A 22,732-nucleotide genomic window follows, 5' to 3' on the forward strand; every position below is an offset into this window, starting at 1 on the left:
CCTGGCGACCCGGGCACACACCGGGGCGGGTGCCCTGGCGACCCGGGCACACACCGGGGCGGGTGCTCTCGCGGCCCCGGGCGGACTCGGGTCCGCAGGGGCAGTCCGCTCACACCGCCAGGTCCACCTCACGCACCCGCTCGAACACCGGCTCCCGGTCCGTCTCGGTGAGCAGATACGTCTGCGCCTCGCCGACGTGGAAGTACAGCCCGTGCAGCTCCAGCCTCCCGGCGCCGAGGGCACGGGCCACGGACTGGTGGGCGCGCAGATGCTCCAGCTGCTGGACCACATTGGTCAGGCAGAGCCGCTCCACCGCGTCCGCCGTGGGTCTCCCCGCCAGCCGGGGCGCGCTCCCGCCGCCCATGCGCTCCAGGCTGGGCCGGCCGTGCCGCAGCCACCGTCCGAGCGGAGTGCCGTCGCCGGACACCGGGGTGCCGAGCAGCGCCTGCATCGCGCCGCACCCCGAGTGCCCGCAGATCGTGATGGAGCGTACGGCCAGCACGTCCACCGCGTACTCGATGGCTGCCGCCACCGAGTCGTCCCCGCTCTCCTCCCCGGGCGCCGGCACCAGGTTGCCGACGTTGCGCACCACGAACAGGTCGCCCGGACCACTGGAGGTGATCATCGAGGTGACCAGCCGGGAGTCGGCGCAGGTCAGGAACAGCTGGGTGGGCCGCTGCCCCTCGCGCGCCAGCCGGGCCAGCTCCTCGCGGACCAGCGGGGCGGTGTTGCGCTGGAACGCGCTGATGCCGCGGACGAGTTGCACCCCTCCTGCGCCGGGTGACGTGGCGTCGACGGCACCGGTGACGTGGGCGGGCGGGGTGCCGGCGGGTGCGGGTGCGGGTGTGGCGCCGGCGGGAGCGGTGCCGCCGGGTGCGGGCTCGGTGGCCTCCGCGGCGGGGGTGAACGTGCCGTCGGACGTGCTCCTCTCTTCGGGCGGCGGGTTGACCGCCGGTGGGCGTTCGCACTGGTGGTTGCGCCACGGCGTCCAGGGGCGGCAGCGGCAGCCGTCGCCGGAGGGGGCGCGTCCGGCGGCTCCGTTGCGCGCGGCCGTGCCGCGGGCGGGATCTGCGGCGAGGTCGGCGGGTTCGGCGATGCGGACGCCGGACCGGCGTCCGGTCATCCGCACGGTGCCCCCGTGTGCGGTGTGGGTCTGCTGCCAGTCCTGCAGCGTCTCGTAGGCGGCGTGGTCCATGAACGACCCGTCCAGCGCCACGACGACGTCCGCCCCCTGGGGCACCTGATGCAGGGCGCGGCTGAGCCGCGGCACGGCGAGGAACGTCAACTGGCCTCTGACATGGACGTGATGGACTCCCGCCTCCTCCTCGTGCGTGATACGCGTGCGGGTCAGCCGGTGCAGGGCGACGCCGACGGCCACGGCGATGCCCAGCGCCACTCCCTCCAGGACGCCGAGACAGATCACGCCGAGGGTGGTGACGGCGTAGACCAGGGCCTCCCGGTGGCGGGTCACCGTGCGGATGTGGTGCAGGGACACCATCTGGATGCCGATGGCCATCACCAGGGCGGCGAGCGAGGCGAGCGGGATGAGCTCCAGGAGCGGGACCATCAGCAGCGCGGCGATCACTACGAGAACGCCGTGCAGCATCGTGGAGTTCCGGCTCACCGCACCCGCCTGGACGTTGGCCGCGGTACGCACGGCGACCCCGGTCACCGGCAGCCCGCCCAGCGAGCCGGAGACGACGTTCGCGGCACCCTGGCCGAGCAGTTCGCGGTCCAGGTCGGAGCGCTTGACCGGAACCGGGCCGGGGCGGGAGCCGGCCAGCTTGTCCGCCGCGACGGCGCTCAGCAGCGACTCCACGCTGCACACCAGCGTGGTGGTGAGCACGGCCGCGATCAGCCCGAGCACCGGACCCTCGGGCAGCCCGGCCAGGGCGTGGCTGCTCCAGGACGGCAGGTGCACCTGGGGCACCGCCAGGCCGGCCAGTGCGGCGACGGCGGTGGCACCGGCGACGGCGACGAGCGCGCCCGGGAGCTTGCGCAGCAGCTCTCCCGCCCGGCCGGGGATTCTCGGCCACAGGAGCAGCACCACCAGGGTCAGCAGACTCACCGACACCGCGTCGGGACGCAGCTGTGCCAACTGGGCGGGCAGCGCGCGGAGATTGTCGGGGACGGAGCTCTGCGGGGTGCCGCCCAGGGCGATGTGCAGCTGGGCGATGGCGATGGTGACGCCGATGCCGGCGAGCATGCCGTGCACGATCGCGGGGCTGACGGCGAGGGCGGTGCGGGCCACCCGCAGGCTGCCGAGGGCGAGTTGGACGAGCCCGGCGAGGACGGTGATGGCGCAGGTGGTGCGCCAGCCGTACTGCTGGATGAGGTCGGCGGTGACCACCGTCAGGCCGGCGGCGGGGCCGCTGACCTGCAGTGGAGAGCCGCCGAGGCGTCCGGCGACCAGCCCGCCGACGGCGGCGGCGACCAGACCGGCCTGGAGAGGGGCGCCCGTGGCGAGGGCGATGCCGAGGGACAGCGGGAGGGCGATCAGGAAGACCGTGATCGAGGCCGAGACATCGCTGCCCGCGATGCGGAAGCGCCGTCGGCCCGGAGGGGGCGGGCTGTGCGGGGGATGAGTGCGCTCGGTGGGCTTCGGGCCTCGGGCATGGGCGGGGACACAGGCGGACATGGTTCCCGTCTCCTCGGGGTGAGCAATCGCGGACGGCGGGATGTGCCAGCGGGGACGGGGGCCGGAAGAACGGCCGAACGGAACGAACTGCTGGCTTCAACAATGGGTAAACGAATCGCAATTCAGAGTAAAGACAAAACCTAGACTTTTATGGCAAATGGAGGAATGAATCCCTCTGTCGGGTGAAGCAGCTATTTCATCGGCTTGTCGTATTAATTCCTTCTCTCTTCCGTGCGAGCTTGGCGGAGATCGCCCTCAGCAGGGTTGGCCCGAGAGAAGGAAGAAGGTGGACGGATGGCCGCCACCCGGAAGATCGCCGCGGGCACCGTGATGGCCGCGGTCGGCGCAGCCTCCCTTGCCGGCTGCGGCACCGACTCGCCGAGCAAGGCGAAGCCCGCACCCGCGCCGAAGAACGTGGTCCGCCTGATCGGCGACGGCTCCACCGCCTACACCGGTGCGCAGCCGCATCTGCCCAGGCCCGAGCGGCTCAAGCCGGGCGAGAAGCCGCCCCAGTTCGTCGTGTTCTCCTGGGACGGAGCGGGCGAGGACAGCCAGAAGCTGTTCTCCCACTTCCGCAAGGTCGCCCGGGAGAACAACGCGACCATGACGTACTTCCTGAGCGGTGTGTACATGCTCCCGGAGGACAAGCGCGATCTGTACCGGCCGCCGCAGCACTCCCCGGGCCGCTCCGACATCGGCTTCAACGACCCCCAGGGCATCGCCGACACCGTCAAGCAGCTCCGGCTGGCGTGGCTGGAGGGCAATGAGATCGGCACCCACTTCAACGGGCACTTCTGCGGCAAAGGCGGCGTCGGCGAGTGGTCGGTGGCGGAGTGGAAGGACGAGATCGCCCAGGCGAAACGATTCGTCAAGACCTGGAAGACCAACACCGGCATGACGAACGCCTCGCCGCTGCCCTTCGACTACGACAAGGAGCTGATCGGCGCCCGGACGCCGTGCCTGGAGGGCCGGGAGAACTTCATGAAGGCGGCCCGCGACCTGGGCCTGCGCTACGACACCAGCGGCGTCAACAACCAGGTCTGGCCGAAGAAGGAGGACGGCCTGTGGGACCTGTCGATGCAGCTGGTGCCGTTCCCCGGTCACAGCTTCGAGCAGCTGACCATGGACTACAACTTCATGGTCAACCAGTCGGGCACCGCCACCCAGGGCGACCCCGCCAAGCACAGGCTGTGGGGCGATCAGATGCGTGACGGCCTGCTCCAGGGCTTCGAGCGCGCCTACAACGGCAACCGGGCGCCACTGATCATCGGCAACCACTTCGAGTCCTGGAACGGCGGCACGTACATGCGGGCCGTCGAGGAGGTCATCGAGACGGTGTGCAACAAGTCCGACGTGCGGTGCGTGTCCTTCCGGCAGCTGGCGGACTGGCTGGACGCCCAGGACCCGAAGGTGCTGCAGAAGCTGCGCACGCTGGGCGTCGGCGAGGCCCCCGAGAAGGGCTGGAAGTCCTTCCTCCAAGCACATCCCGCACCGGCGCCCAAGGGCGTGCCCGGGGCGCCGGCGGCGAAGGGCTGAGCAGGACGCGCGGGGCGCCGGTGCGTGACCAGGGGGCGCGGGGCGCAGGGAACGGGGGGATCGGGTGAGGGCGCAGGACGAGGCGGGCGCGGGTGTCAGGCGCCGGCGGTGACGCTCGCGCCCGCCCTCGCCTGCGCGCCGTCCCGTGCCCCCGCGCCGGCGCCCGTTCCTGCTCCCGCTCCCGTCCCTGCTCCCGCGGGTTCGCTCTCACCGAGCACGAAATCGGGGTCGACCTGCGCGGCCAGGTCGGTCCCGGTGCGCTCGTTGCCCCAGGTGCGGGCGTTCTTGAGGTGGAAGTGCACCATCTGTCGGGTGTAGCGCTCCCAGTCGCGCAGCTCGTAGGTGGCGTCGGCGGCCGTGTGCAGCAGGCGCAGCGCCTCGCGGTTGGGCTCCTCCAGGAGGCGGAAGCGGGGCGGGCGGCCCTTCTCCATGGCCCGGACCCAGTCCGAGTGGCCCACCGCCACCAGCAGGTCCTCGCCGACCTCGTCGCGGAGGAAGGCGAGGTCCTCAGGACCCTGCACCTTGTTGCCGACGACCTTCAGCGTGACGCCGTAGTCCTGGGCGTACTCCTTGTACTGGCGATAGACGGAGACCCCCTTGCGGGTCGGCTCGGCCACCAGGAACGTGATGTCGAAGCGGGTGAACATGCCGGAGGCGAAGGAGTCCGAGCCCGCCGTCATGTCCACCACGACGTACTCGCCGGGGCCGTCCACCAGGTGGTTCAGGTAGAGCTCCACGGCTCCGGTCTTGGAGTGGTAGCAGGCGACCCCCAGGTCGGCGTCCGTGAAGGGGCCGGTGACCATCAGACGCGCGGTGCCGCCGTCGAGTTCCACCGGGCGGGCGCAGGCCTCGTAGACCGGATTGTCCTCGCAGACCCGCAGCAGCCGGGAGCCCTCGCCGGGCGGGGTCGTCTTGATCATCGTCTCGGCGGAGGCGATGCGCGGGTTGGTGCCGCGCAGATAGTTCTTGATCAGGGGGAGGTGCTCGCCCATCGCGGGCAGCCGGGCCGCCTCCGCCTCGTCGAGCCCCAGCGCGGCGCCCAGATGCTGGTTGATGTCGGCGTCGACCGCGACGACCGGGGCGCCCTCGGTCGTCAGATGGCGGATGAACAGGGAGGACAGGGTCGTCTTGCCGCTGCCGCCCTTCCCGACGAAAGCAATTTTCATGTTCACCAAGCGTAGTGCCGTGATGACTGTAAGTGGCAGCGGGGCGTGAAGAAGACCACTCCATCGTGGGGTGGGCGCGCGAGGTGCGTAGGGTCGTACTCATGAGTACGACAGGCGCGTCCGCCGACCCGCTCGCCGCCCTGGCCTCCCTGCCCGGCGTGGCCGACTCCGTGGAGTCCGTGCGCAAGGCCGTCGACCGGGTCTACGGGCACCGGGTCATGCGGCGGCGCAGCAACGAGATCACCTCCGAGGCGGCGCTGCGCGGCGCCCGTGGCTCGGCGGCGCTGGCCGGCGCCGACTGGGCGCTGGAGGAGGTGCGCCGGCGCACCGACTTCAGCGGTGACGGCGAGGCGCGCACCATGGGCGCGGCGCTGCGGCTGACCGCCGAGGCGGGGCAGCTGCTGTCCATCTGGCGGCAGTCGCCCCTGCGGGTGCTGGCCCGGCTGCATCTGGTGGCGGCCGCGGACAAGGCGGAGCAGGTCGGCCGCCCGCGCAAGGAGGGCGAGCCGGTCGACGAGCCGCTGCTCACGCTCGACCTGCCGGGCGCCGCGGAGATGCACGGACGGCTGGACGGCCTTGCCGAGGTGATCATCGCCGGCGGTTCCGCACCGGCGCTGGTGACGGCCTCGATCGTGCACGGGGAGCTGCTCGCGCTGCGGCCCTTCGTCTCGCACAACGGCCTGGTCGCGCGCGCCGCCGAACGCGTCGTGCTGGTCGGCAGCGGACTCGATCCGAAGTCGGTCTGCCCGGCCGAGGTGGGCTACGCGGAGCTGGGCCGCGAGGCGTATCTGGCCGCGCTGGAGGGCTATGTCTCCGGGACGCCCGAGGGCGTGGCCGCCTGGATCGCGCACTGCGGCCGGGCGGTCGAGCTGGGGGCGCGTGAGTCGACGGCGGTCTGCGAGGCGCTGCAGCGCGGCGCGGCCTGAGCTCGGCGGCCGAGCCGGACCCGAACCTTCTCGTGACCGGGCCGGCCGAGACGGTCCACGGGCCTTCCGGCGCGGTGACCCGAGCACCGGGCTTTCCGGCATGCTGACCTGGCCCCTGGCACACCAATGCGGCGGTACGAGGAGTCGTACCGCCGCTGGCATGTCCACCGGGTTACCAAGCGTCCTCGAACAATTGCCCATCAGGTCGGGAACCTTGCCCGTCACCTGGTGCGGCTGGCCCGTAATCGACGGGTCGACGTCGCGTGGGTGCCCGGTTTCCATGCTCGGTCCGTGGGGCCAAATGCGTTCCGAAGGTGATCCTTTCGGATTCCCTTGGTCTCGCGGGCCGTTAATTCCTTTGTACTCCAGGACCGAAGCCAACGGAAGGGTTGGCTCTGCTTCTTTACTTTTGGGTTCAAAGAGGAGCTAAACGGACGCGGGTCGGCGGCGGCTGGCGTACCAGACCAGACCGGCGGTTGCCGCGGCGGCTCCGACGGCGACGGCCGCGATCAGTGCGGGCCTGGCCGGCACGGAGAACTCGGGCAGGCGCTGCTTGAGCCGCACCGGGCGGTGGAAGTCGAGAATCGGCCATGCGCGGGCGACCGCCTCGCGCCGCAGCGCGCGGTCGGGGTTCACCGCGTGCGGGTGGCCCACCGCCTCCAGCATCGGCAGATCGGTCGCCGAGTCGCTGTAGGCGTAGCAGCGGGCCAGGTCGTACCCCTCGGACTCGGCCAGCTCGCGGATCGCCTCGGCCTTGGTCGGGCCGTAGGCGTAGTACTCCACCTCGCCGGTGAAGCAGCCGTCGTCGCCCACGACCATGCGGGTGGCGACGACCCGGTCCGCGCCCAGCAGCTCGCCGATCGGCTCCACCACCTCGGCACCCGAGGTGGACACGATCACCACGTCCCGGCCCGCGGCATGGTGCTCCTCGATGAGGGTGGCGGCCTCGTCGTAGATGATCGGGTCGATCAGGTCGTGCAGCGTCTCGGCCACGATCTCCTTGACCTGCTGGACGTTCCAGCCACGGCACAACGCGGACAGGTACTTGCGCATCCGCTCCATCTGGTCGTGATCCGCGCCTCCCGCGAGGAAGACGAACTGGGCATATGCGGTGCGCAGCACAGCCCTGCGGTTGATCAGGCCGCCTTGGTAGAAGGACTTGCTGAACGTGAGCGTGCTCGACTTCGCAATGACCGTCTTGTCCAGGTCGAAGAAGGCGGCTGTGCGCGGCAAGGAGTGGTTTTCCACGCTCCTGAGCATAGGCGCACCTCATTCGGCGTAAGGTAGGGCGCGTGGGTTTGCCTGAGAGGGCTCTCGGGTACACCATGGAAGTCACGGATCGTTCGCGCGACCGTGCTAACCCGGCCCGACTCCTCCCCCCCCGAGTCGGCCGTGGGGACGACCCCCGCTCTCCCCCCCGGCGGGGGTCGTCGCATGTCCGGGTGGGTTTTCTCGCTCTCATGATGGCCCTGGTGGCGACCGGGCGCTCGCTGCGGGCCAGGGTTTGGCATGCGCATGACTTGTTACTGTGGGTAATTCTCGGGCTGCGCTGCGGGTCCGGACCGGAACGTGAGCCGCACTCACCTGTATGGGTGAAGGCGATATTCACAACGGCCGACTTGTCCACAGTTTTCGACCAAGATCCCCTTCCATTTCCCGATCCCTGCACCGTGATTCCTGCGCGACCCGCTCGCGGCGAGTTCTCTGCCCGTTCCGTTTACCGGGGTCGCGTTTGGCCGGTTTCTGTCGGCCGCCCTTAAGGCGGCCCATGCCGGTTCTTCACACGTTTGGGAATCGCGGGGCCGCAGGGGCTGCGCGAGACACGCAGCGAAGGGGGACGACCATGACCGGAACCGTCACACACGATCCGCCGCCCGCCGCCGGAGGCAGCCGCCCGAGCGGGCCGCTGATCGTCACCGAAAACGCACAGCTCCTCGACGACCTGCTGCGCCTGTGCGCGGCGGCCGGCGCCACACCGGAGGTCCACCACGGCCTGCCGGAACCGCGGGGCAGCTGGGAGGCCGCGCCCCTGGTGCTCGTCGGCGACGACGCCGCACGGCGCGTCCGCGGGGCCGCGCGCCGGCGCGGTGTGGTGCTGGTCGGCCGCGATCAGGACGACTCCGGGGTCTGGCGCCGCGCCGTGGAGATCGGCGCCGACCACGTGCTCATGCTGCCCGACGGCGAGCAGTGGCTGGTCGACCGCATCGCCGACGTGGCCGAGGGCGTCGGACGGCCCGCCCTGACCGTCGGCGTCATCGGCGGCCGCGGCGGGGCCGGCGCCTCCACCCTGGCCTGCGCACTCGCCGTCACCTCCGCGCGGGAGGGACTGCGCACCCTCCTCGTCGACGCGGACCCCCTGGGCGGCGGCCTCGACGTGGTCCTCGGCGGCGAGACCGCCCAAGGGCTGCGCTGGCCCGCGTTCGCCGCCTCACGGGGACGGGTCGGCGGCGCGGCGCTGGAGGCGTCGCTGCCGGAACTGCACTCGCTGCGCGTGCTCAGCTGGGACCGCGGGGACTGCGTGGCCGTCCCGCCGCAGGCCGTGCGTGCGGTGCTGGCGGCCGCCCGGCGCGGCGGCGGCACGGTCGTGGTCGATCTGCCGCGCCGGGTCGACGAGGCGGTGGCCGAGGCTCTGGCCCAGCTCGACCTCGGACTCCTGGTGGTCCCGGCCGAGCTGCGCGCCGTCGCCGCGGCCAAACGGGTGTCCTCCGCCATGCGCATGGTGCTGCGCGATCTGCGCGTGGCCGTGCGCGGGCCCTACGCACCCGGCCTCGACGACCACGAGGTGGCCCGGCTGCTCGACCTGCCGCTGGCGGGCGACGTACCCGTCGAACCCGGCCTGCAGCGCCCCCACCAGACGGCCCGGCCGCCCGCGGCCTCCGGCCGGGGGCCGCTGGCCCGCTTCTGCAAGGAGTTCTGGGAGCAGGCCCTGGTGGAGGCGAGGACGGCATGAGGACCACGGCTACGAGGACCACGGCTACGAGGACCACAGGGACGCGTGCCTCGGGGATGCGGGTCACGGGGATGCGGGTCTCGGGCATCGAGACCACGGCTTCCAGGACCGCGACGACCACGATCACCTTGCCTCCGGTCGGTTCCGGTCGGCCCGAGGAACCGGCCGACGGCCTCCCCGAGGGACTCCTGGACGAGGTGCGGCGCCGGCTGGCGGAGAGCGGGGCCGAGCCGACGCCCGCCCGGGTGGCGCAGGCCCTGCGCGAGCAGGGCACGGTGCTCGGCGACGCGGAGATCCTGCGGGCGGCCGAGCGGCTGCGGTCCGAACTGGTCGGCAGCGGCCCGCTGGAGCCGCTGCTCGCCGACCCGGCGGTCACCGACGTCCTGGTGTCGGCCCCCGACCGGGTCTGGGTCGACCGAGGCCGCGGACTGGAACTGACCGGCGTCCGCTTCCCCGACGCGCCGGCCGTGCGCCGTCTCGCCCAGCGGCTGGCCGCCGTCGCCGGCCGGCGCCTGGACGACGCCCGCCCTTGGGTCGACGCCAGGCTCCCCGACGGGACCCGGCTGCACGCGGTACTGCCGCCCGTGGCCGTCGGCAGCGCCTGTCTCTCCCTGCGGGTCGTGCGGCCCCGCGCCTTCACCCTGGACGAGCTGACCGCGGCGGGCACCGTGCCGCCGGCCGGCGACCGGGTGCTGCGGGCCCTGATGGACGCCCGTCTGTCCTTCCTGGTCAGCGGCGGGACCGGCAGCGGCAAGACGACCCTGCTCAGCGCGCTGCTCGGACTGGTCGGGCCGGACGAGCGCATCGTCCTGGCCGAGGACTCCGCGGAGCTGCGGCCCGACCACCCGCACGTGGTGCGCCTGGAGACCCGGCCCGCCAACCAGGAGGGTGCTGGGCTGGTGACCCTGGAGGACCTGGTGCGCCAGGCGCTGCGGATGCGCCCGGACCGGCTGGTCGTCGGCGAGGTGCGCGGCTCGGAGGTGGTCCATCTGCTGGCCGCCCTCAACACGGGCCATGAAGGCGGTACGTGCACGGTTCACGCCAACGCGGCCGCCGATGTGCCGGCCCGCTTGGAGGCGCTGGGTACGGCCGCCGGGCTCGACCGCCTGGCGCTGCACAGCCAGCTCGCCGCCGCCGTGTCGGTGGTGCTGCATCTCGTCAGGGACCGGTCGGGGCGGCGGCGCATCGCCGAGGTGCACGTGCTGGAGCGCGACCCGTCCGGCCTGGTACGGACCGTGCCGGCGCTGCGCTGGGGAGCCGGAGGCTTCCTCCAGGAGCCCGGGTGGGAGCGGCTGCGGTGGCTGCTGCGGGAGCGGAGCGGGGGCGGCAGGTGAACGCGGTCACCGAGGTGTCGACGGGGCTCGCCGTGGCCTGCCTGATGAGTGCGGCCTGGCTGGTGGGCGGCGGGCGGGCCGGTGCCCGGAGGGCCCGGCTGCTGCTGGCCGGCGGGGGAGTGGTGGGCGGCGGAGCACCGCCGGGAAGGTCCGCGGTGCTCCAGGAGTGGAAGCGCATCGCCGGGCGACTGCACGGTGAGTGGTGGGCGCTCGTCGCCGGGGTGCTCCTGGCTGTCCTGGGTGCCTCGGTGCTGCCTCTGGTGGCCGGGGCCGCCGCGGTGCCGGTGCTGCGGCGCCTGCGGCTGGCGGCGCTGCGGCGCCGGGAGCGCGACCGGCGCGGGGACGCGGTGATCGCGCTGTGCGGTTCGCTCGCCGGGGAGGTGCGAGCCGGGCGGCAACCGGGTGAGGCGCTGCTGCCGGCCGCGCGGGACTCCGGCGGGCTGGGCGACGCCCAGGCGACGGTGCTGGCGGCGGCGCGGTTCGGCGGTGACGTCCCCGGGGCACTCGCCGCGGCGGCGCGGCAGCCGGGGGCCGAAGGGCTGCGCGGGCTCGCCGCGTGCTGGCGGGTCGCCGTGGACCAGGGGGCAGGGCTCGCGGACGGACTCGACCGCCTCGAGGCCGCCCTGCGCACCGAGCGGGACCAGCGCAACGACCTGCGCGCCCAGCTCGCCGGGGCCCGGGCCACGGCGGTGCTGCTGGCGGGTCTCCCGGTGCTCGGCCTCGCCCTCGGTGCCGCCCTCGGCGCCGACCCGCTGCACATCCTGCTGCACACCCCGGCGGGGCTCGGCTGCCTGGCGGCCGGTGCGGTGCTGGAGGGGCTGGGGCTGTGGTGGGTGCGGCACATCATGCGCGGGGCTCAGGAGCGGACGGCATGAGCGGAGACGTTGTCCACAGGCTGGGGATGACCTCGGGCGTCGTGGCGCTGCTCGGCTGGGCGGCTCGGTGGCTGTGGCAGGTCCGGCGGGAGCGGAGAGCGCGCCGGCGGCTGGCGGAGCTGGTGGCCGGCGAGCGGGTGGCGGACGTTCCGCGGCGCAGGGCGTGGCGAGCCGCCGGGCGCTGGCTGCCGCCGGCAGGCGTGGTGTGCGCCGGCTGGGTGGTGGTGGGCGGTCTCGCCGGACTCGCGGTGGGGCTGGCCTGCGCGGCCGGGCTCTGGCGCCTGCGGGTTCGTCAGGAGGCGGCCGGCTCACGGCAGTGGGCCCGGGAGGCGGCGCGGGCGGAACGTCAGCTCCCGCTCGCCGCCGACCTGCTGGCCGCCTGCATCGCGGCGGGCGCAGGACCTGTGACCGCCGCACAGGCCGTCGGGGAGACCTTGGCGGGACCGGTCGGCGACGCGCTGGCGCGGGGCGCGGCCGAGGTCCGGCTCGGTGGCGAACCGGCCGCGGCATGGCAGCGCCTGGCCGCGCTGCCGGGCGCCCGGTCCCTGGCCCGGCTGCTGGAGCGGGCGGACGTCTCGGGACTCCCCCTGGCCGCGCCCGCCGCCCGGCTCGCCGCCGAGACCCGCGCCGAGTGGGCACGGGCGGCGACGGCACGGGCCCGCAGGGCGGCCGTCATGGTCAGCGCACCGGTCGGGCTGTGCTTCCTGCCCGCGTTCGTCGCGGTGGGCGTGGTGCCCGTGGTGATCGGCCTCGCGGGCGGGGTGCTGGGAGGGGGTGGCCGGTGACGGCTCCCGGAACCCGGCGGGGGCGGACAGACAGACGGGCGATCAGCCGGCAGGCACGTCGCGAGCCGCAGGACCGGGCCGGTGGTCGGAGGAGACGAACAGGAGGACCGAGCCGGCGGTCGGAGGAGACGAACAGAGGACCGGGCCGGCGGTCGGAGCGAACAGGCAGCAGGACCGAGTCAGCGAACGAGCGAACAACAGGACCTTTCTTCACGGGGGTTGAGATGCATCGGATGAATCGAGCGGTATGGGCACGGCTGCGGGCACTTCGGGGCCGGGTGCGAACGAGGCGGAAGGACGCCGGGATGGTGACGTCCGAGTACGCCATGGGCATCGTGGCGGCGGTGGCGTTCGCCGTGGTGCTCTACAAGGTGGTCAACAGCGGGCCGGTCAGCACGGCCCTGCGGAACATCGTGCAGCAGGCACTCGATGGCCGGATGTGACACCGGACGTGACACGCGGGACCGGGGATTCGTGACGGCCGAGTCGGCCCTGGTGCTGCCCGTGCTGGTGCTGTTCACCACGGCGCTGGTGTGGGGGCTGATGGTGGTGGCGGCGCAGATCCAGTGCGTGGACGCGGCCCGGGCCGGCGCCCGTGCGGCCGCCCGGCAGGATCCGCCGGACGCGGTCGTCGAGGTCGCCCGTGCGGCCGCGCCGCCCGGAGCGCAGGTCACGGTGAGCCGGGGTGCCGCGCAGGTACGGGTGGTCGTCGTGGCCCGGCCGCGGCTGCTGCGGGGACTTCCGTTCGACGTACGGGAGGAGGCCGTGGCGGCCGTGGAGGAGACCGTGGGGGCCGGGCCGTGAGGATCGGCGGTGCAGGCCCGGGCGGCCGGGCCGGGACGGGCACAGGCCGGCGCCCCGGACGACGCCGCGGTGGGTCCGGAAGGAGGCGGTTCCCGGCGGACCGGGGGTCGGCGACCGTGTGGAGCGTCGGGGCGATCGCGGTGCTGTGCGTCGTCTTCGGGGCTGTGCTCGCCCTGGGGCACGCGGTGGTGGTCCGGCACCGTGCGGCCGGGGGCGCGGATCTCGCCGCGCTCGCGGCGGCGGACCACTGGGCCGAGGGCGGCGCGGCGGCCTGCGCCCGCGCCGACCAGGTGGCCGGGGCGCAGGGCACGCGGCTCGTGCGGTGCACGGTCGAGGGTGAGATCTCGGACGTGTCGGTGGCCGCGGGCCGGACCCCCTTCGCCGCCGAAGTCAGGGCGAGGGCGGGACCCGCGACGACGCCCGCGCATCCCGGGGGCCCCGCCGGTCCCGGGACTCCGCCCCCTCCCGCGCCTCCGCTTCTCCCGGAGCCGGCTGCGCACCCTCCTCCGGGTCCGGCCCCCCGCGCTTCTCCTCCGGTGCCCCCTCCAGTAGCACCGTGAGGAGGCGGACCGCGCCTCGTTTGTGCAGGGGATCGTTGCCGTTGCCGCACTTGGGGGACTGGATGCAGGAGGGGCAGCCGGCCTCGCAATCGCAGGAGGCGATGGCCTGGCGGGTGGCCGCAAGCCAGTCCCGGGCCGTGCGGAACGCGCGTTCCGCGAAGCCCGCGCCCCCGGGATGGCCGTCGTAGACGAAGACCGTGGGCAGCAGGGTGTCGGGGTGCAGCGGGACGGAGACGCCGCCGATGTCCCAGCGGTCGCAGGTCGCGAAGAGCGGCAGCATGCCGATCGAGGCGTGCTCGGCGGCGTGCAGGGCTCCGCCGAGGATCTCCGGGTTGATCCGGGCCCGGTCCAGCTGGTCCTCGGTGACCGTCCACCACACCGCGCGGGTGCGCAGCGTACGAGGAGGGAGGTCGAGTTTCGTCTCGCCCAGCACTTCACCGGTCATGACCCGGCGGCGCAGGAAGGAGACCACCTGGTTGGTGACCTCGACGGAGCCGAAGCACAGGCGGCCCTCGCCCCAGGGGATCTCGGTGTCCGTCTCCAGGACGGAGACGGACGTGGTGTCGCGGGCGACCGTGGTGTACGGCGGGTCGGCCTGCTCGACGAGGGCGACGGAGTCCTCCAGGTCAAGGGAGCGCACCAGGTAGGTGCGGCCCTGGTGCAGATGGACGGCGCCCTCGTGGACGGTGGTGTGCGCGGCGCCCGCGTCGACCGTGCCGAGCAGCCGCCCGGTGCCGGCCTCGACGACCTGGACGGGGCGCCCGCCCTCGCCGCGGATGCCGGTGAGGTCGGCGGCCCGCTCCCTGCGGGTCCAGTGCCAGGCCTTCGTCCGGCGGCGCAGCAGCTTCGCCGCCTCCAGCTGGGGCAGCAGCTCCGCGCTGGTGGGGCCGAAGAGTTCGAGGTCGTCGTCGGTCAGCGGCAGTTCCTCGGCCGCCGCGCACAGGTGCGGGGCGAGCACATAGGGGTTGTCGGGGTCGAGGACGGTGGACTCGACGGGCTGGTCGAACAGGGCCTCGGGGTGGTGCACCAGGAAGGTGTCCAGCGGGTCGTCGCGGGCGACCAGCACGGCCAGGGCGCCCTGCCCGGACCGTCCGGCACGCCCCGCCTGCTGCCACAGCGAGGCACGGGTGCCGGGGTAGCCGGCGATCACCACGGCGTCCAGGCCGGCGATGTCCATGCCGAGCTCCAGGGCGTTGGTGGCGGCGAGGCCGAGGAGCTCGCCCGAGTGCAGGGCGCGTTCCAGGGCGCGGCGCTCCTCGGGGAGGTAGCCGCCCCGGTAGGCGGCGACCCGTCCGGCCAGGGAGCGGTCCACCTCGGCCAGGCGCTCCTGGGCGATCACCGAGATCAGTTCTGCGCCGCGCCGGGAGCGGACGAAGGTGACCGAGCGGACGCCCTGCACGGTGAGGTCGGTCAGCAGGTCGGCGGCCTCGGCGGTGGCGGTGCGGCGGACGGGGGCGCCCTTCTCGCCGTGCAGCTCGGTCAGCGGCGGCTCCCAGAGCGCGAACACCAGTTCACCGCGCGGTGAGGCGTCGTCGGACACCTCCACCACCGGCAGCCCGGTGAGCCGGCGGGCGGCCACCGCGGGCTCGGCGGCGGTCGCGGAGGCCAGCAGGAACACGGGAGAGGAGCCGTAGCGGGCACACAGGCGGCGCAGCCGGCGCAGCACCTGGGCGACGTGGGAGCCGAACACGCCCCGGTAGGTGTGGCACTCGTCGACGACGACGTACTTCAGGGCCTTGAGGAAGGAGGACCAGCGGGGGTGGGAGGGCAGCACGCCCCGGTGCAGCATGTCCGGGTTGGTCAGTACGTAGTTGGCGTACTGGCGGATCCACTCGCGTTCCTCGAACGGTGTGTCGCCGTCGTAGACCGCCGTGCGCACCGAATGGCCCAGCGGTTGTGAAAGTTCTTTCACCGATCTGCACTGGTCGGCCGCGAGGGCCTTGGTGGGGGCCAGATACAGGGCGGTGGCGCCCCGGCCGTTGGGTGCCTCGGCGCCGTCCAGGAGGGTGGACAGGACGGGCATCAGATAGGCCAGGGACTTGCCGGAGGCGGTGCCGGTGGCGACCACCACCGACTGCCCGTCCAGGGCGTGCTCGGCGGCTTGTGCCTGGTGGGCCCAGGGATGGACGATGCCCGCCGCCTGCACGGCGGCGATCGCCTCGGATCGGATCCGGTCCGGCCAGACGGCATGGCGGCCCTCGCGCGGGGGCAAGTGCTCCGTATGAGTGATGCGCGAAGCCCGGCTCGGTCCGGACGCAAGCCGGTCGAGCACCGCACCCGGCTCGGGCCGGGGTGTGGTGCCGGCAGGGGGTCGATCGGATCGGTGATTCTTGGCCATCGGCACCGAGTGTGTCACCGGCGTGACGGACAATGGAGCCAAGGCGTCGTGTACGCCTGCCGTTAAGTGATTGAATGCCATCGCGGCTGGCGAACCGTCCCGGAGGGCGAGCCGAGATGCCCCGAGGGCGACCGCTCGATAGCAAGGTGCTGGAGGATCCGTGGACCTGTCCCTGTCGACCGAGACCATGGGCGATCGCACGATCGTCAGGGTCGGTGGCGAAATCGACGTATATACCGCGCCCAAGCTGCGCGAGCAGCTGGTCGAGCTGGTGAACGACGGCAGTTTCCACCTTGTCGTCGACATGGAAGGCGTGGACTTCCTCGACTCCACCGGTCTCGGCGTGCTGGTCGGCGGCCTGAAGCGAGTGCGTGCCCACGAGGGCTCCCTGCGCCTGGTGTGCAACCAGGAGCGCATTCTCAAGATCTTCCGCATCACCGGCCTCACCAAGGTGTTCCCGATCCACACCTCGGTCGAGGAAGCGGTTGCGGCCACCGACTGACCATCCCGCCCGGGCCGGTGCGCCCGGGCGGGAGAAGCCAAGCAGGCGGGGACCGGGCGTGCAGGCGGCCCGGTCTCCCCGCAGCACGCCCGAAGTTGCGAGGGGGATGCATGGCCACCGTTGAACTCCGCTTCAGCGCGCTGCCCGAGCATGTCAGGACCGCCCGTCTGGTGGCGGCGGCAGTGGCGCGCAGGGCCGGAGTGGACGAGGCCGTCCTCGACGAGGTCAGGCTCGCCGTCGGAGAGGCGTGCTCACGGGCCGTCGGACTGCACCAGGCCGGCGGGATCTCGGCACCCGTGAAGGTGCTGCTGATCGAGGAGGAGAAACAGTTCTCCATCGAGGTCGGCGACGAGGCGCCCCACGCGGTCCCCGGAAACGCGGACTCCGCGGGCGGCTCCGGCGGCGGTGACGCGGAGATCGAGGAGGACCAGATGGGCCTCGCGGTCATCAGCGGCCTCGTCGACGACGTGGAGGTGAGCGCCGGGAAGCACGGCGGTTCGATCCGCATGCGGTGGCCCACCACGCCGCCGCCCGCGGTGATCGACTGACCGGCGTTCTCCGGCCGGGCGTCACGCCGCGCGTTCACCCGAACAGCCAACTCTTTCCGAAGGGCCCCACTCGTGGGGCCCTTCGGCATGTGCGGGTGTCATCTCCCGCGCTTACAGTGGTCCCTGTGCGATTGATCGCGTGAATTGATTCACGATCAATCCATCGATAGTGATGCGATCAAGTAAATGCCTTCGGGGCATTACCAGGCGGGCCATTTACATTTCCTGCGCTCTGTTTTGATCAGGTTCCGGTACCTACAATCCCGTCCACATCTTGAGCTCAGCCCAAGCGTCAAGGAGGACGAATGGCGGGGCTTTCCATCTCACCTCAGTCGGGCCACACCACCTCCCTCGCAGCCGCCGTGCTGACCGACGACAACCGCGTTCTCGTGGTGGTCATCGGCGTCGTGGCACTGGCGGCACTGGTGGTCGCGGGCGTCCTGGTGCGCCAGGTACTCGCGGCCGGCGAGGGCACCGACAGCATGAAGAAGATCGCCGCCGCGGTCCAGGAGGGCGCGAACGCCTATCTGGCCCGCCAGCTGCGGACGCTCGGCGTATTCGCCGTGATCGTCTTCTTCCTGCTCATGCTGCTGCCCGCGGACGACTGGAATCAGCGTGCCGGGCGGTCGGTGTTCTTCTTGATCGGAGCGGCGTTCTCGGCGGCCACCGGCTATATCGGCATGTGGCTCGCCGTGCGGAGCAATGTGCGTGTCGCCGCGGCGGCTCGTGAGGCGACCCCGGCACCGGGCGAGCCGGAAAAGGATCTCACCGACGTGTCCCACAGAGCGATGAAAATCGCTTTCCGCACCGGCGGTGTGGTCGGCATGTTCACCGTCGGGCTCGGCCTGCTGGGCGCCGCCTGCGTGGTGCTGGTGTACGCGGCGGACGCGCCGAAGGTGCTGGAGGGATTCGGTCTCGGGGCCGCGCTGATCGCGATGTTCATGCGGGTCGGCGGCGGCATCTTCACCAAGGCCGCCGACGTCGGCGCCGACCTGGTCGGCAAGGTCGAGCAGGGCATTCCGGAGGACGACCCGCGCAATGCCGCGACCATCGCCGACAACGTGGGCGACAACGTCGGCGACTGCGCGGGCATGGCGGCCGACCTGTTCGAGTCGTACGCCGTGACGCTGGTGGCCGCGCTGATCCTCGGCTCGGCGGCGTTCGGCGACGCCGGACTGGCCTTCCCGCTGCTCGTCCCGGCGATCGGCGTGCTCACCGCGATGATCGGCATCTTCGCGGTGGCCCCGCGGCGCGCCGACCGCAGCGGCATGACGGCGATCAACCGCGGCTTCTTCATCTCCGCGGTGATCTCCCTGGTCCTGGTCGCCGTCGCGGTGTTCAGCTATCTGCCGTCCTCGTACGCCGACCTGGACGGCGTCACCGACACGGCGATCCAGGCCAAGGACGGCGATCCGCGGATCCTCGCGCTGGTCGCGGTGGCCATCGGCATCGTGCTCGCCGCGCTGATCCAGCAGCTCACCGGCTACTTCACCGAGACCAGCCGGCGCCCGGTCAGGGACATCGGCAAGACCTCGCTCACCGGACCCGCCACCGTCGTCCTCGGCGGCATCTCCGTCGGTCTGGAATCGGCCGTCTACACCGCCCTGCTGATCGGCCTCGGCGTGTACGGGGCGTTCCTGCTCGGCGGTACCTCGATCATGCTGGCGCTGTTCGCGGTGGCGCTGGCCGGCACCGGCCTGCTCACCACGGTCGGTGTGATCGTCGCGATGGACACCTTCGGGCCGGTCTCCGACAACGCGCAGGGCATCGCCGAGATGTCCGGCGACGTCGAGGGCGCGGGCGCCCAGGTGCTCACCAACCTGGACGCGGTCGGCAACACCACCAAGGCCATCACCAAGGGCATCGCCATCGCCACCGCCGTCCTCGCGGCGTCGGCGCTCTTCGGCTCGTACCGGGACGCCATCACCACCGGCGCGCGGGACGTGGGGGAGAAGCTGAGCGGTGAGGGCGCGCCCATGACCCTGATGATGGACATCTCGCAGCCCAACAACCTCGTCGGGCTCATCGCGGGCGCCGCGGTCGTCTTCCTCTTCTCGGGGCTGGCGATCAACGCGGTCTCGCGGTCGGCCGGTTCGGTGGTCTTCGAGGTGCGGCGGCAGTTCCGCGAGAAGCCGGGGATCATGGACTACAGCGAGAAGCCGGAGTACGGCAAGGTCGTCGACATCTGCACCAAGGACGCCCTGCGGGAGCTCGCCACGCCCGGTCTGCTCGCCGTGATGGCGCCCATCTTCATCGGGTTCACCCTCGGCGTCGGCGCGCTCGGCGCGTTCCTCGCGGGCGCGATCGGCGCGGGCACGCTGATGGCGGTCTTCCTCGCCAACTCCGGTGGCGCCTGGGACAACGCCAAGAAGCTCGTCGAGGACGGGCATCACGGCGGCAAGGGCAGCGAGGCCCATGCGGCGACCGTCATCGGCGACACCGTCGGCGACCCCTTCAAGGACACCGCCGGCCCGGCGATCAACCCCCTGCTGAAGGTGATGAACCTGGTGGCGCTGCTCATCGCGCCGGCGGTCATCAACTTCTCCTACGGCGACGACAAGAGCGTCGGCATGCGGGTGCTGATCGCGGTCATCGCGGCCCTGGTGATCATCGGCGCGGTCTACATGTCCAAGCGGCGCGGGATCGCCGTGGGTGACGAAGGCAACTCCGAGACGGATCCCAAGTCGGCCGATCCCGCGGTGGTTTCGTAGCAGACTGCCGGGAATCGCGGCGAGAGGAGCCCCAGCCGCAGCTCAAGGTGCGGGCGGGCGGCGCGTGTTGACGCGTCGCCCGCCCGTGCTGTGCGCGGAGCGCCGTCGCCGTGAGCCTTCTCTCGCTTGGTGCAAATGGTTATAAACGTGTCTTAAGGGATGCTTGACCGGTAGGTGTCGCCCATGTGGCGTGTATGTTCCGGGGCCGAGAGCCATGGAAGGGACCAAACCGGTGAACAAGAAGCTCGCGGCCGCACTGTCCGGCGGTGCGGTACTGGTACTGGCGCTGACGGGATGCGGCGGCGACGACTCCAACGAGGAGCTGGACGCCTGGGCCAAGCAGGTCTGTGACGCGGTGCAGCCGCAGGCGAAGAAGATCGAGTCCGCCAACGCCGCCATCCAGAAGGAGACCTCGGACAACAGCACGCCGGAGGACGTCCAGAAGACCGACTCCAAGGCCTTCAAGGACATGTCCGACGCGTACAAGGCGATCGGCGCCGCCGTGGAGAAGGCCGGGCCGCCGAACGTCGACGACGGCGAGAAGAAGCAGCGGAACGCGGTCAAGGAACTCAACAGCATCTCCGCCGCCTACGCCTCCCTGCGCAAGCAGGTCGACGGCCTGGACACCGACGACCAGGCGAAGTTCGCCGACGGTCTGAAGGACATCGCCACCGAGCTGGACAAGCTCAGCAAGAGCGGCAACGACGCCCTGCGGAACCTGGAGGAGGGCGAGGTCGGCGAGGCGATGTCCCGTCAGCCCAGCTGCCAGGCGGCGACCGCCTCGGCGGGCACCTCGGGCGACTGACGAGCGGGCGGACGGCGAAGGAACAACTGCGGGCCGACCGAGGGACGACGGCCCCGCGTCGTCCGGGTGACGGTGCGGGGCATTCCGTGCGCGCACGGGATGCGCAGGCGCACGCCCTGCGCGGGGAGGTCCGGGCGCACTCCGTGCGCGGGACGGTGGGGCGCGGGCGCCGGTGCGGGCGGCCACAATGGGGTGCGTGAGTGAAGCCGGTCTGCCGCCCCTGCCCTCGTCCGATCGACCCGACGTCGCCGCGCGGCTGAGAGAGGCGCTGCTCGCTGCCTCCTTCACCGCCGACGGACTGCTCGACCTGCTCGGCGCCCCCGCCTACGCGGCGCTGGCCCGCAGCGAGACCGTCCCGGCGCTGCGCGCCACCCGCGGGGACACCCCGCTGGAGGCGCTGGTCCGGCTCTTCCTGCTGCAGCAGCCCGTACCGCTGAGCCGCCTGGAGGACGTGCTGCCGGTCGAACTCTGCCTGGAGAACGGCTGGCTGACCCGGGTCGCCGCGGACGAGCTCGCCGCCACCGTGGACGTACGGCCCTACGGCGGGCCGGACGGCGAGGACTGGTTCATCGTCTCCGACCTCGGCTGCGCGGTCGGCGGCGCCGGAGGGATCGGCAGCCGGGAGGAAGGGGTCGTGCTCGGCGTCGGCGGCGCGTCCACCACGCTGGCCGGCATCACGGTGCGCACCCCGGTCGCCTCCGCGCTCGACCTCGGCACCGGCTCCGGCATCCAGGCGCTGCACGCCGCCCGGCACGCCACGCGCGTGACCGCCACCGACGTCAATCCGCGGGCGCTGCACATCACCGCGCTCACCCTCGCCCTGTCCGGCGCCCCGGCGGCCGATCTGCGCGAGGGGTCGCTGTTCACGCCGCTGCGGCACGACGAGACCTTCGACCTGATCGTGTCCAACCCGCCCTTCGTGATCTCACCGGGCGCCCGCCTCACCTACCGGGACGGCGGGATGAGGGGGGACGACCTGTGCCGCACCCTCGTCGCGGAGGCGGGGGACCGTCTGAACGAGGGCGGCTTCGCCCAGTTCCTCGCCAACTGGGAGCACGTGGAGGGAGAGGACTGGCAGGACCGGCTCAGGTCCTGGGTGCCGCGCGGCTGCGACGCCTGGATCGTGCAGCGCGAGGAGCAGGACGTCACCCAGTACGCGGAGCTGTGGCTGCGGGACGCGGGCGACCACCGCGGGGACGTGGCCGAGTACCAGGCGCGGTACGACGCATGGCTGGACGAGTTCGAGGCGCGCAAGGTCAAGGCGGTCGGATTCGGCTGGATCACGCTGCGCAAGACCGGTTCCCCGGTGCCGTCGGTGACCGTCGAGGACTGGCCGCACCCCGTCGAGCAGCCGCTCGGCGAGACGATCCGCGCGCACTTCGAACGGCTCGACTATCTGCGCGCCCACGACGACGCGGCCCTGCTGGAGGCGAGCTTCCGGCTGGCCGACGAGGTGGTGCAGGAGCAGGTCGGGCTGCCGGGTGCCGAGGATCCGGAGCATGTCGTACTGCGCCAGAACCGCGGCATGCGCAGGGCCACCAGGGTCGACACGGTCGGCGCGGGCTTCGCGGGCGTGTGCGACGGCTCCATGAGCGCCGGCCGCATCCTGGACGCCATCGCCCAGCTCCTCGGCGAGGACCCGGTGGTCCTCCGCGACCGCACCCCCGCCCAGATCCGCCTCCTGATCGAACAGGGCTTCATCGAGCCGGTGGGCTGACCCGGCGGCCCGGCGGGGAGCCCCGGACGACAGGCGTGCGGGGCGCCTGCCGCTCGGGGCTCTCCTCCGGTCGTTTCCGCGGCCGGAATGCGCCTCCGGCGAAAACTTTCGTGCCGTTCTCGATCTCGTGCCGGGCTTCCTTCGGGCCGGGCCGGTCGCCTGCTCCTCCGGATGTGGTCGCCGGGTGTTCACCCGGGATTCGGCCGGGGGTCGCCCGGGGGCGGCAGGGTGCGGGCGGTCGGGCACGGTCGGGCGTGGGAGGAGGGGATCGGACGGTCATGGAGAGTGGGCCGGCGATCTTCGCGGGGACGGTGTTCTGCCTGTTCGGGGCGGGGCTGCTGGCGTGGACCGTGAGCCGTGCACGGCAGCGGCGTCCGGTCGCGCACGGTGTGAGTCCCGTCGCATCCGCCGCCTGCGCCGGCCTCGCCGCGGTGATCTCCCTGGCCCTCGGCGCGTGGTGTCTCGGCCGCCTGTGAGCGGCCCCGCGAGGGGCGGAGGACCGGCGTTGCGGCCGGTAACCGAAATGTCGCGCTCCGC

The 22,732-nt window shown here is 72.5% G+C and carries 18 protein-coding genes and 1 pseudogene; 15 read left to right on the forward strand and 4 right to left on the reverse strand.

The genetic code is table 11. From position 1 onward, the window contains the following. Positions 1–109: 109 nt before the first annotated feature. Complete coding sequence (locus HCJ93_RS10330; RefSeq protein WP_167993346.1) at positions 110–2,638, reverse strand: SulP family inorganic anion transporter; 2,529 nt, start codon at positions 2,636–2,638, stop codon at positions 110–112. 294 nt (positions 2,639–2,932) lie between these two features. Between HCJ93_RS10330 and HCJ93_RS10335 the strand changes: the two genes are divergently transcribed. Further along, positions 2,933–4,174 (forward strand): polysaccharide deacetylase family protein, encoded by a 1,242-nt coding sequence (locus HCJ93_RS10335; RefSeq protein ID WP_167993347.1) that lies wholly within the window; start codon positions 2,933–2,935, stop codon positions 4,172–4,174. 95 nt (positions 4,175–4,269) lie between these two features. On the opposite strand, the gene HCJ93_RS10340 is transcribed toward HCJ93_RS10335, so the two are convergent. Further along, on the reverse strand, positions 4,270–5,340 hold the full coding sequence (locus tag HCJ93_RS10340; protein WP_240967533.1) for an ATP-binding protein: 1,071 nt from the start codon (positions 5,338–5,340) through the stop codon (positions 4,270–4,272). Positions 5,341–5,441: 101 nt separating this feature from the next. Between HCJ93_RS10340 and HCJ93_RS10345 the strand changes: the two genes are divergently transcribed. Next, positions 5,442–6,266: a Fic family protein gene (locus HCJ93_RS10345; RefSeq protein ID WP_167993349.1), complete on the forward strand. Its 825-nt coding sequence runs from the start codon at positions 5,442–5,444 to the stop codon at positions 6,264–6,266. A 426-nt stretch (positions 6,267–6,692) separates the two neighbouring features. On the opposite strand, the gene HCJ93_RS10350 is transcribed toward HCJ93_RS10345, so the two are convergent. Further along, positions 6,693–7,526, reverse strand: a complete 834-nt coding sequence (locus HCJ93_RS10350; protein WP_167993350.1) for an HAD family hydrolase — start codon at positions 7,524–7,526, stop codon at positions 6,693–6,695. Positions 7,527–8,109: 583 nt separating this feature from the next. On the opposite strand from HCJ93_RS10350, the gene ssd reads away from it, so the two are divergent. The 7 genes and pseudogenes from ssd to HCJ93_RS29145 form a co-directional block, all read left to right on the forward strand. Then, the gene (ssd, locus tag HCJ93_RS10355; protein WP_167993352.1) at positions 8,110–9,216 is read left to right on the forward strand and encodes a septum site-determining protein Ssd; all 1,107 of its coding nucleotides are present in this window, start codon (positions 8,110–8,112) and stop codon (positions 9,214–9,216) included. Beyond that, positions 9,213–10,550 carry a TadA family conjugal transfer-associated ATPase gene (locus HCJ93_RS10360; RefSeq protein ID WP_240967534.1) on the forward strand — a complete coding sequence of 446 codons (1,338 nt, stop codon included), beginning with the start codon at positions 9,213–9,215 and terminating at the stop codon, positions 10,548–10,550. Before ssd ends, HCJ93_RS10360 begins: the two co-directional genes overlap by 4 nt. 44 nt (positions 10,551–10,594) lie before the next feature. Next, on the forward strand, positions 10,595–11,425 hold the full coding sequence (locus HCJ93_RS10365; protein ID WP_167993487.1) for a type II secretion system F family protein: 831 nt from the start codon (positions 10,595–10,597) through the stop codon (positions 11,423–11,425). Next, a complete protein-coding gene (locus HCJ93_RS10370) occupies positions 11,422–12,210 on the forward strand; it encodes a type II secretion system F family protein (RefSeq protein ID WP_167993354.1) in 789 nt (262 codons plus the stop codon). The genes HCJ93_RS10365 and HCJ93_RS10370 overlap by 4 nt, the downstream gene beginning before the upstream one ends. Before the next feature lie 233 nt (positions 12,211–12,443). Further along, positions 12,444–12,653, forward strand: a complete 210-nt coding sequence (locus HCJ93_RS10375) for a DUF4244 domain-containing protein (RefSeq protein ID WP_167993356.1) — start codon at positions 12,444–12,446, stop codon at positions 12,651–12,653. Then, positions 12,640–13,014 carry a TadE family type IV pilus minor pilin gene (locus HCJ93_RS10380; protein WP_167993358.1) on the forward strand — a complete coding sequence of 125 codons (375 nt, stop codon included), beginning with the start codon at positions 12,640–12,642 and terminating at the stop codon, positions 13,012–13,014. Before HCJ93_RS10375 ends, HCJ93_RS10380 begins: the two co-directional genes overlap by 14 nt. A gap of 116 nt (positions 13,015–13,130) precedes the next feature. Next, positions 13,131–13,487: pseudogene (locus tag HCJ93_RS29145) on the forward strand (Rv3654c family TadE-like protein); the annotation flags it as partial. Here HCJ93_RS29145 and sftH read toward each other — a convergent pair. Then, positions 13,405–15,993 carry a DEAD/DEAH box helicase gene (gene sftH, locus HCJ93_RS10390; RefSeq protein WP_240967535.1) on the reverse strand — a complete coding sequence of 863 codons (2,589 nt, stop codon included), beginning with the start codon at positions 15,991–15,993 and terminating at the stop codon, positions 13,405–13,407. The pseudogene HCJ93_RS29145 and the gene sftH overlap by 83 nt on opposite strands. A 79-nt stretch (positions 15,994–16,072) precedes the next feature. Here sftH and bldG point away from each other — a divergent pair, with 79 nt between their 5' ends. The 6 genes from bldG (at position 16,073) to HCJ93_RS10420 (ending at position 22,671) form a co-directional block, all read left to right on the forward strand. Then, positions 16,073–16,414, forward strand: a complete 342-nt coding sequence (gene bldG, locus HCJ93_RS10395; RefSeq protein WP_003991900.1) for an anti-sigma factor antagonist BldG — start codon at positions 16,073–16,075, stop codon at positions 16,412–16,414. Between the two features lie 110 nt (positions 16,415–16,524). Next, entirely contained in the window at positions 16,525–16,962 is a 438-nt protein-coding gene (locus tag HCJ93_RS10400) for an ATP-binding protein (RefSeq protein WP_167993360.1), read from the forward strand. 305 nt (positions 16,963–17,267) lie between these two features. After that, on the forward strand, positions 17,268–19,673 hold the full coding sequence (locus HCJ93_RS10405) for a sodium-translocating pyrophosphatase (RefSeq protein ID WP_167993362.1): 2,406 nt from the start codon (positions 17,268–17,270) through the stop codon (positions 19,671–19,673). 214 nt (positions 19,674–19,887) lie between these two features. After that, complete coding sequence (locus tag HCJ93_RS10410; protein ID WP_167993364.1) at positions 19,888–20,478, forward strand: small secreted protein; 591 nt, start codon at positions 19,888–19,890, stop codon at positions 20,476–20,478. Positions 20,479–20,665: 187 nt separating this feature from the next. Next, complete coding sequence (locus tag HCJ93_RS10415; RefSeq protein WP_206317200.1) at positions 20,666–22,195, forward strand: DUF7059 domain-containing protein; 1,530 nt, start codon at positions 20,666–20,668, stop codon at positions 22,193–22,195. Between the two features lie 278 nt (positions 22,196–22,473). Next, positions 22,474–22,671: a hypothetical protein gene (locus tag HCJ93_RS10420; RefSeq protein ID WP_167993368.1), complete on the forward strand. Its 198-nt coding sequence runs from the start codon at positions 22,474–22,476 to the stop codon at positions 22,669–22,671. Positions 22,672–22,732 lie beyond the last annotated feature (61 nt).

It is taken from the genome of Streptomyces composti (genome assembly GCF_012034205.1).
GTDB lineage: Bacteria > Actinomycetota > Actinomycetes > Streptomycetales > Streptomycetaceae > Streptomyces > Streptomyces composti.

Coding starts and splice junctions, on each gene's coding strand:
- HCJ93_RS10330 (WP_167993346.1), bottom strand. CDS start 2,638: ATGTCCGCCTGTGTCCCCGCCCATGCCCGAGGCCCGAAGCCCACCGAG.
- HCJ93_RS10335 (WP_167993347.1), top strand. CDS start 2,933: ATGGCCGCCACCCGGAAGATCGCCGCGGGCACCGTGATGGCCGCGGTC.
- HCJ93_RS10340 (WP_240967533.1), bottom strand. CDS start 5,340: ATGAAAATTGCTTTCGTCGGGAAGGGCGGCAGCGGCAAGACGACCCTG.
- HCJ93_RS10345 (WP_167993349.1), top strand. CDS start 5,442: ATGAGTACGACAGGCGCGTCCGCCGACCCGCTCGCCGCCCTGGCCTCC.
- HCJ93_RS10350 (WP_167993350.1), bottom strand. CDS start 7,526: ATGCTCAGGAGCGTGGAAAACCACTCCTTGCCGCGCACAGCCGCCTTC.
- ssd (WP_167993352.1), top strand. CDS start 8,110: ATGACCGGAACCGTCACACACGATCCGCCGCCCGCCGCCGGAGGCAGC.
- HCJ93_RS10360 (WP_240967534.1), top strand. CDS start 9,213: ATGAGGACCACGGCTACGAGGACCACGGCTACGAGGACCACAGGGACG.
- HCJ93_RS10365 (WP_167993487.1), top strand. CDS start 10,595: ATGAGTGCGGCCTGGCTGGTGGGCGGCGGGCGGGCCGGTGCCCGGAGG.
- HCJ93_RS10370 (WP_167993354.1), top strand. CDS start 11,422: ATGAGCGGAGACGTTGTCCACAGGCTGGGGATGACCTCGGGCGTCGTG.
- HCJ93_RS10375 (WP_167993356.1), top strand. CDS start 12,444: ATGAATCGAGCGGTATGGGCACGGCTGCGGGCACTTCGGGGCCGGGTG.
- HCJ93_RS10380 (WP_167993358.1), top strand. CDS start 12,640: ATGGCCGGATGTGACACCGGACGTGACACGCGGGACCGGGGATTCGTG.
- sftH (WP_240967535.1), bottom strand. CDS start 15,993: ATGGCATTCAATCACTTAACGGCAGGCGTACACGACGCCTTGGCTCCA.
- HCJ93_RS10400 (WP_167993360.1), top strand. CDS start 16,525: ATGGCCACCGTTGAACTCCGCTTCAGCGCGCTGCCCGAGCATGTCAGG.
- HCJ93_RS10405 (WP_167993362.1), top strand. CDS start 17,268: ATGGCGGGGCTTTCCATCTCACCTCAGTCGGGCCACACCACCTCCCTC.
- HCJ93_RS10410 (WP_167993364.1), top strand. CDS start 19,888: ATGGAAGGGACCAAACCGGTGAACAAGAAGCTCGCGGCCGCACTGTCC.
- HCJ93_RS10415 (WP_206317200.1), top strand. CDS start 20,666: ATGGGGTGCGTGAGTGAAGCCGGTCTGCCGCCCCTGCCCTCGTCCGAT.
- HCJ93_RS10420 (WP_167993368.1), top strand. CDS start 22,474: ATGGAGAGTGGGCCGGCGATCTTCGCGGGGACGGTGTTCTGCCTGTTC.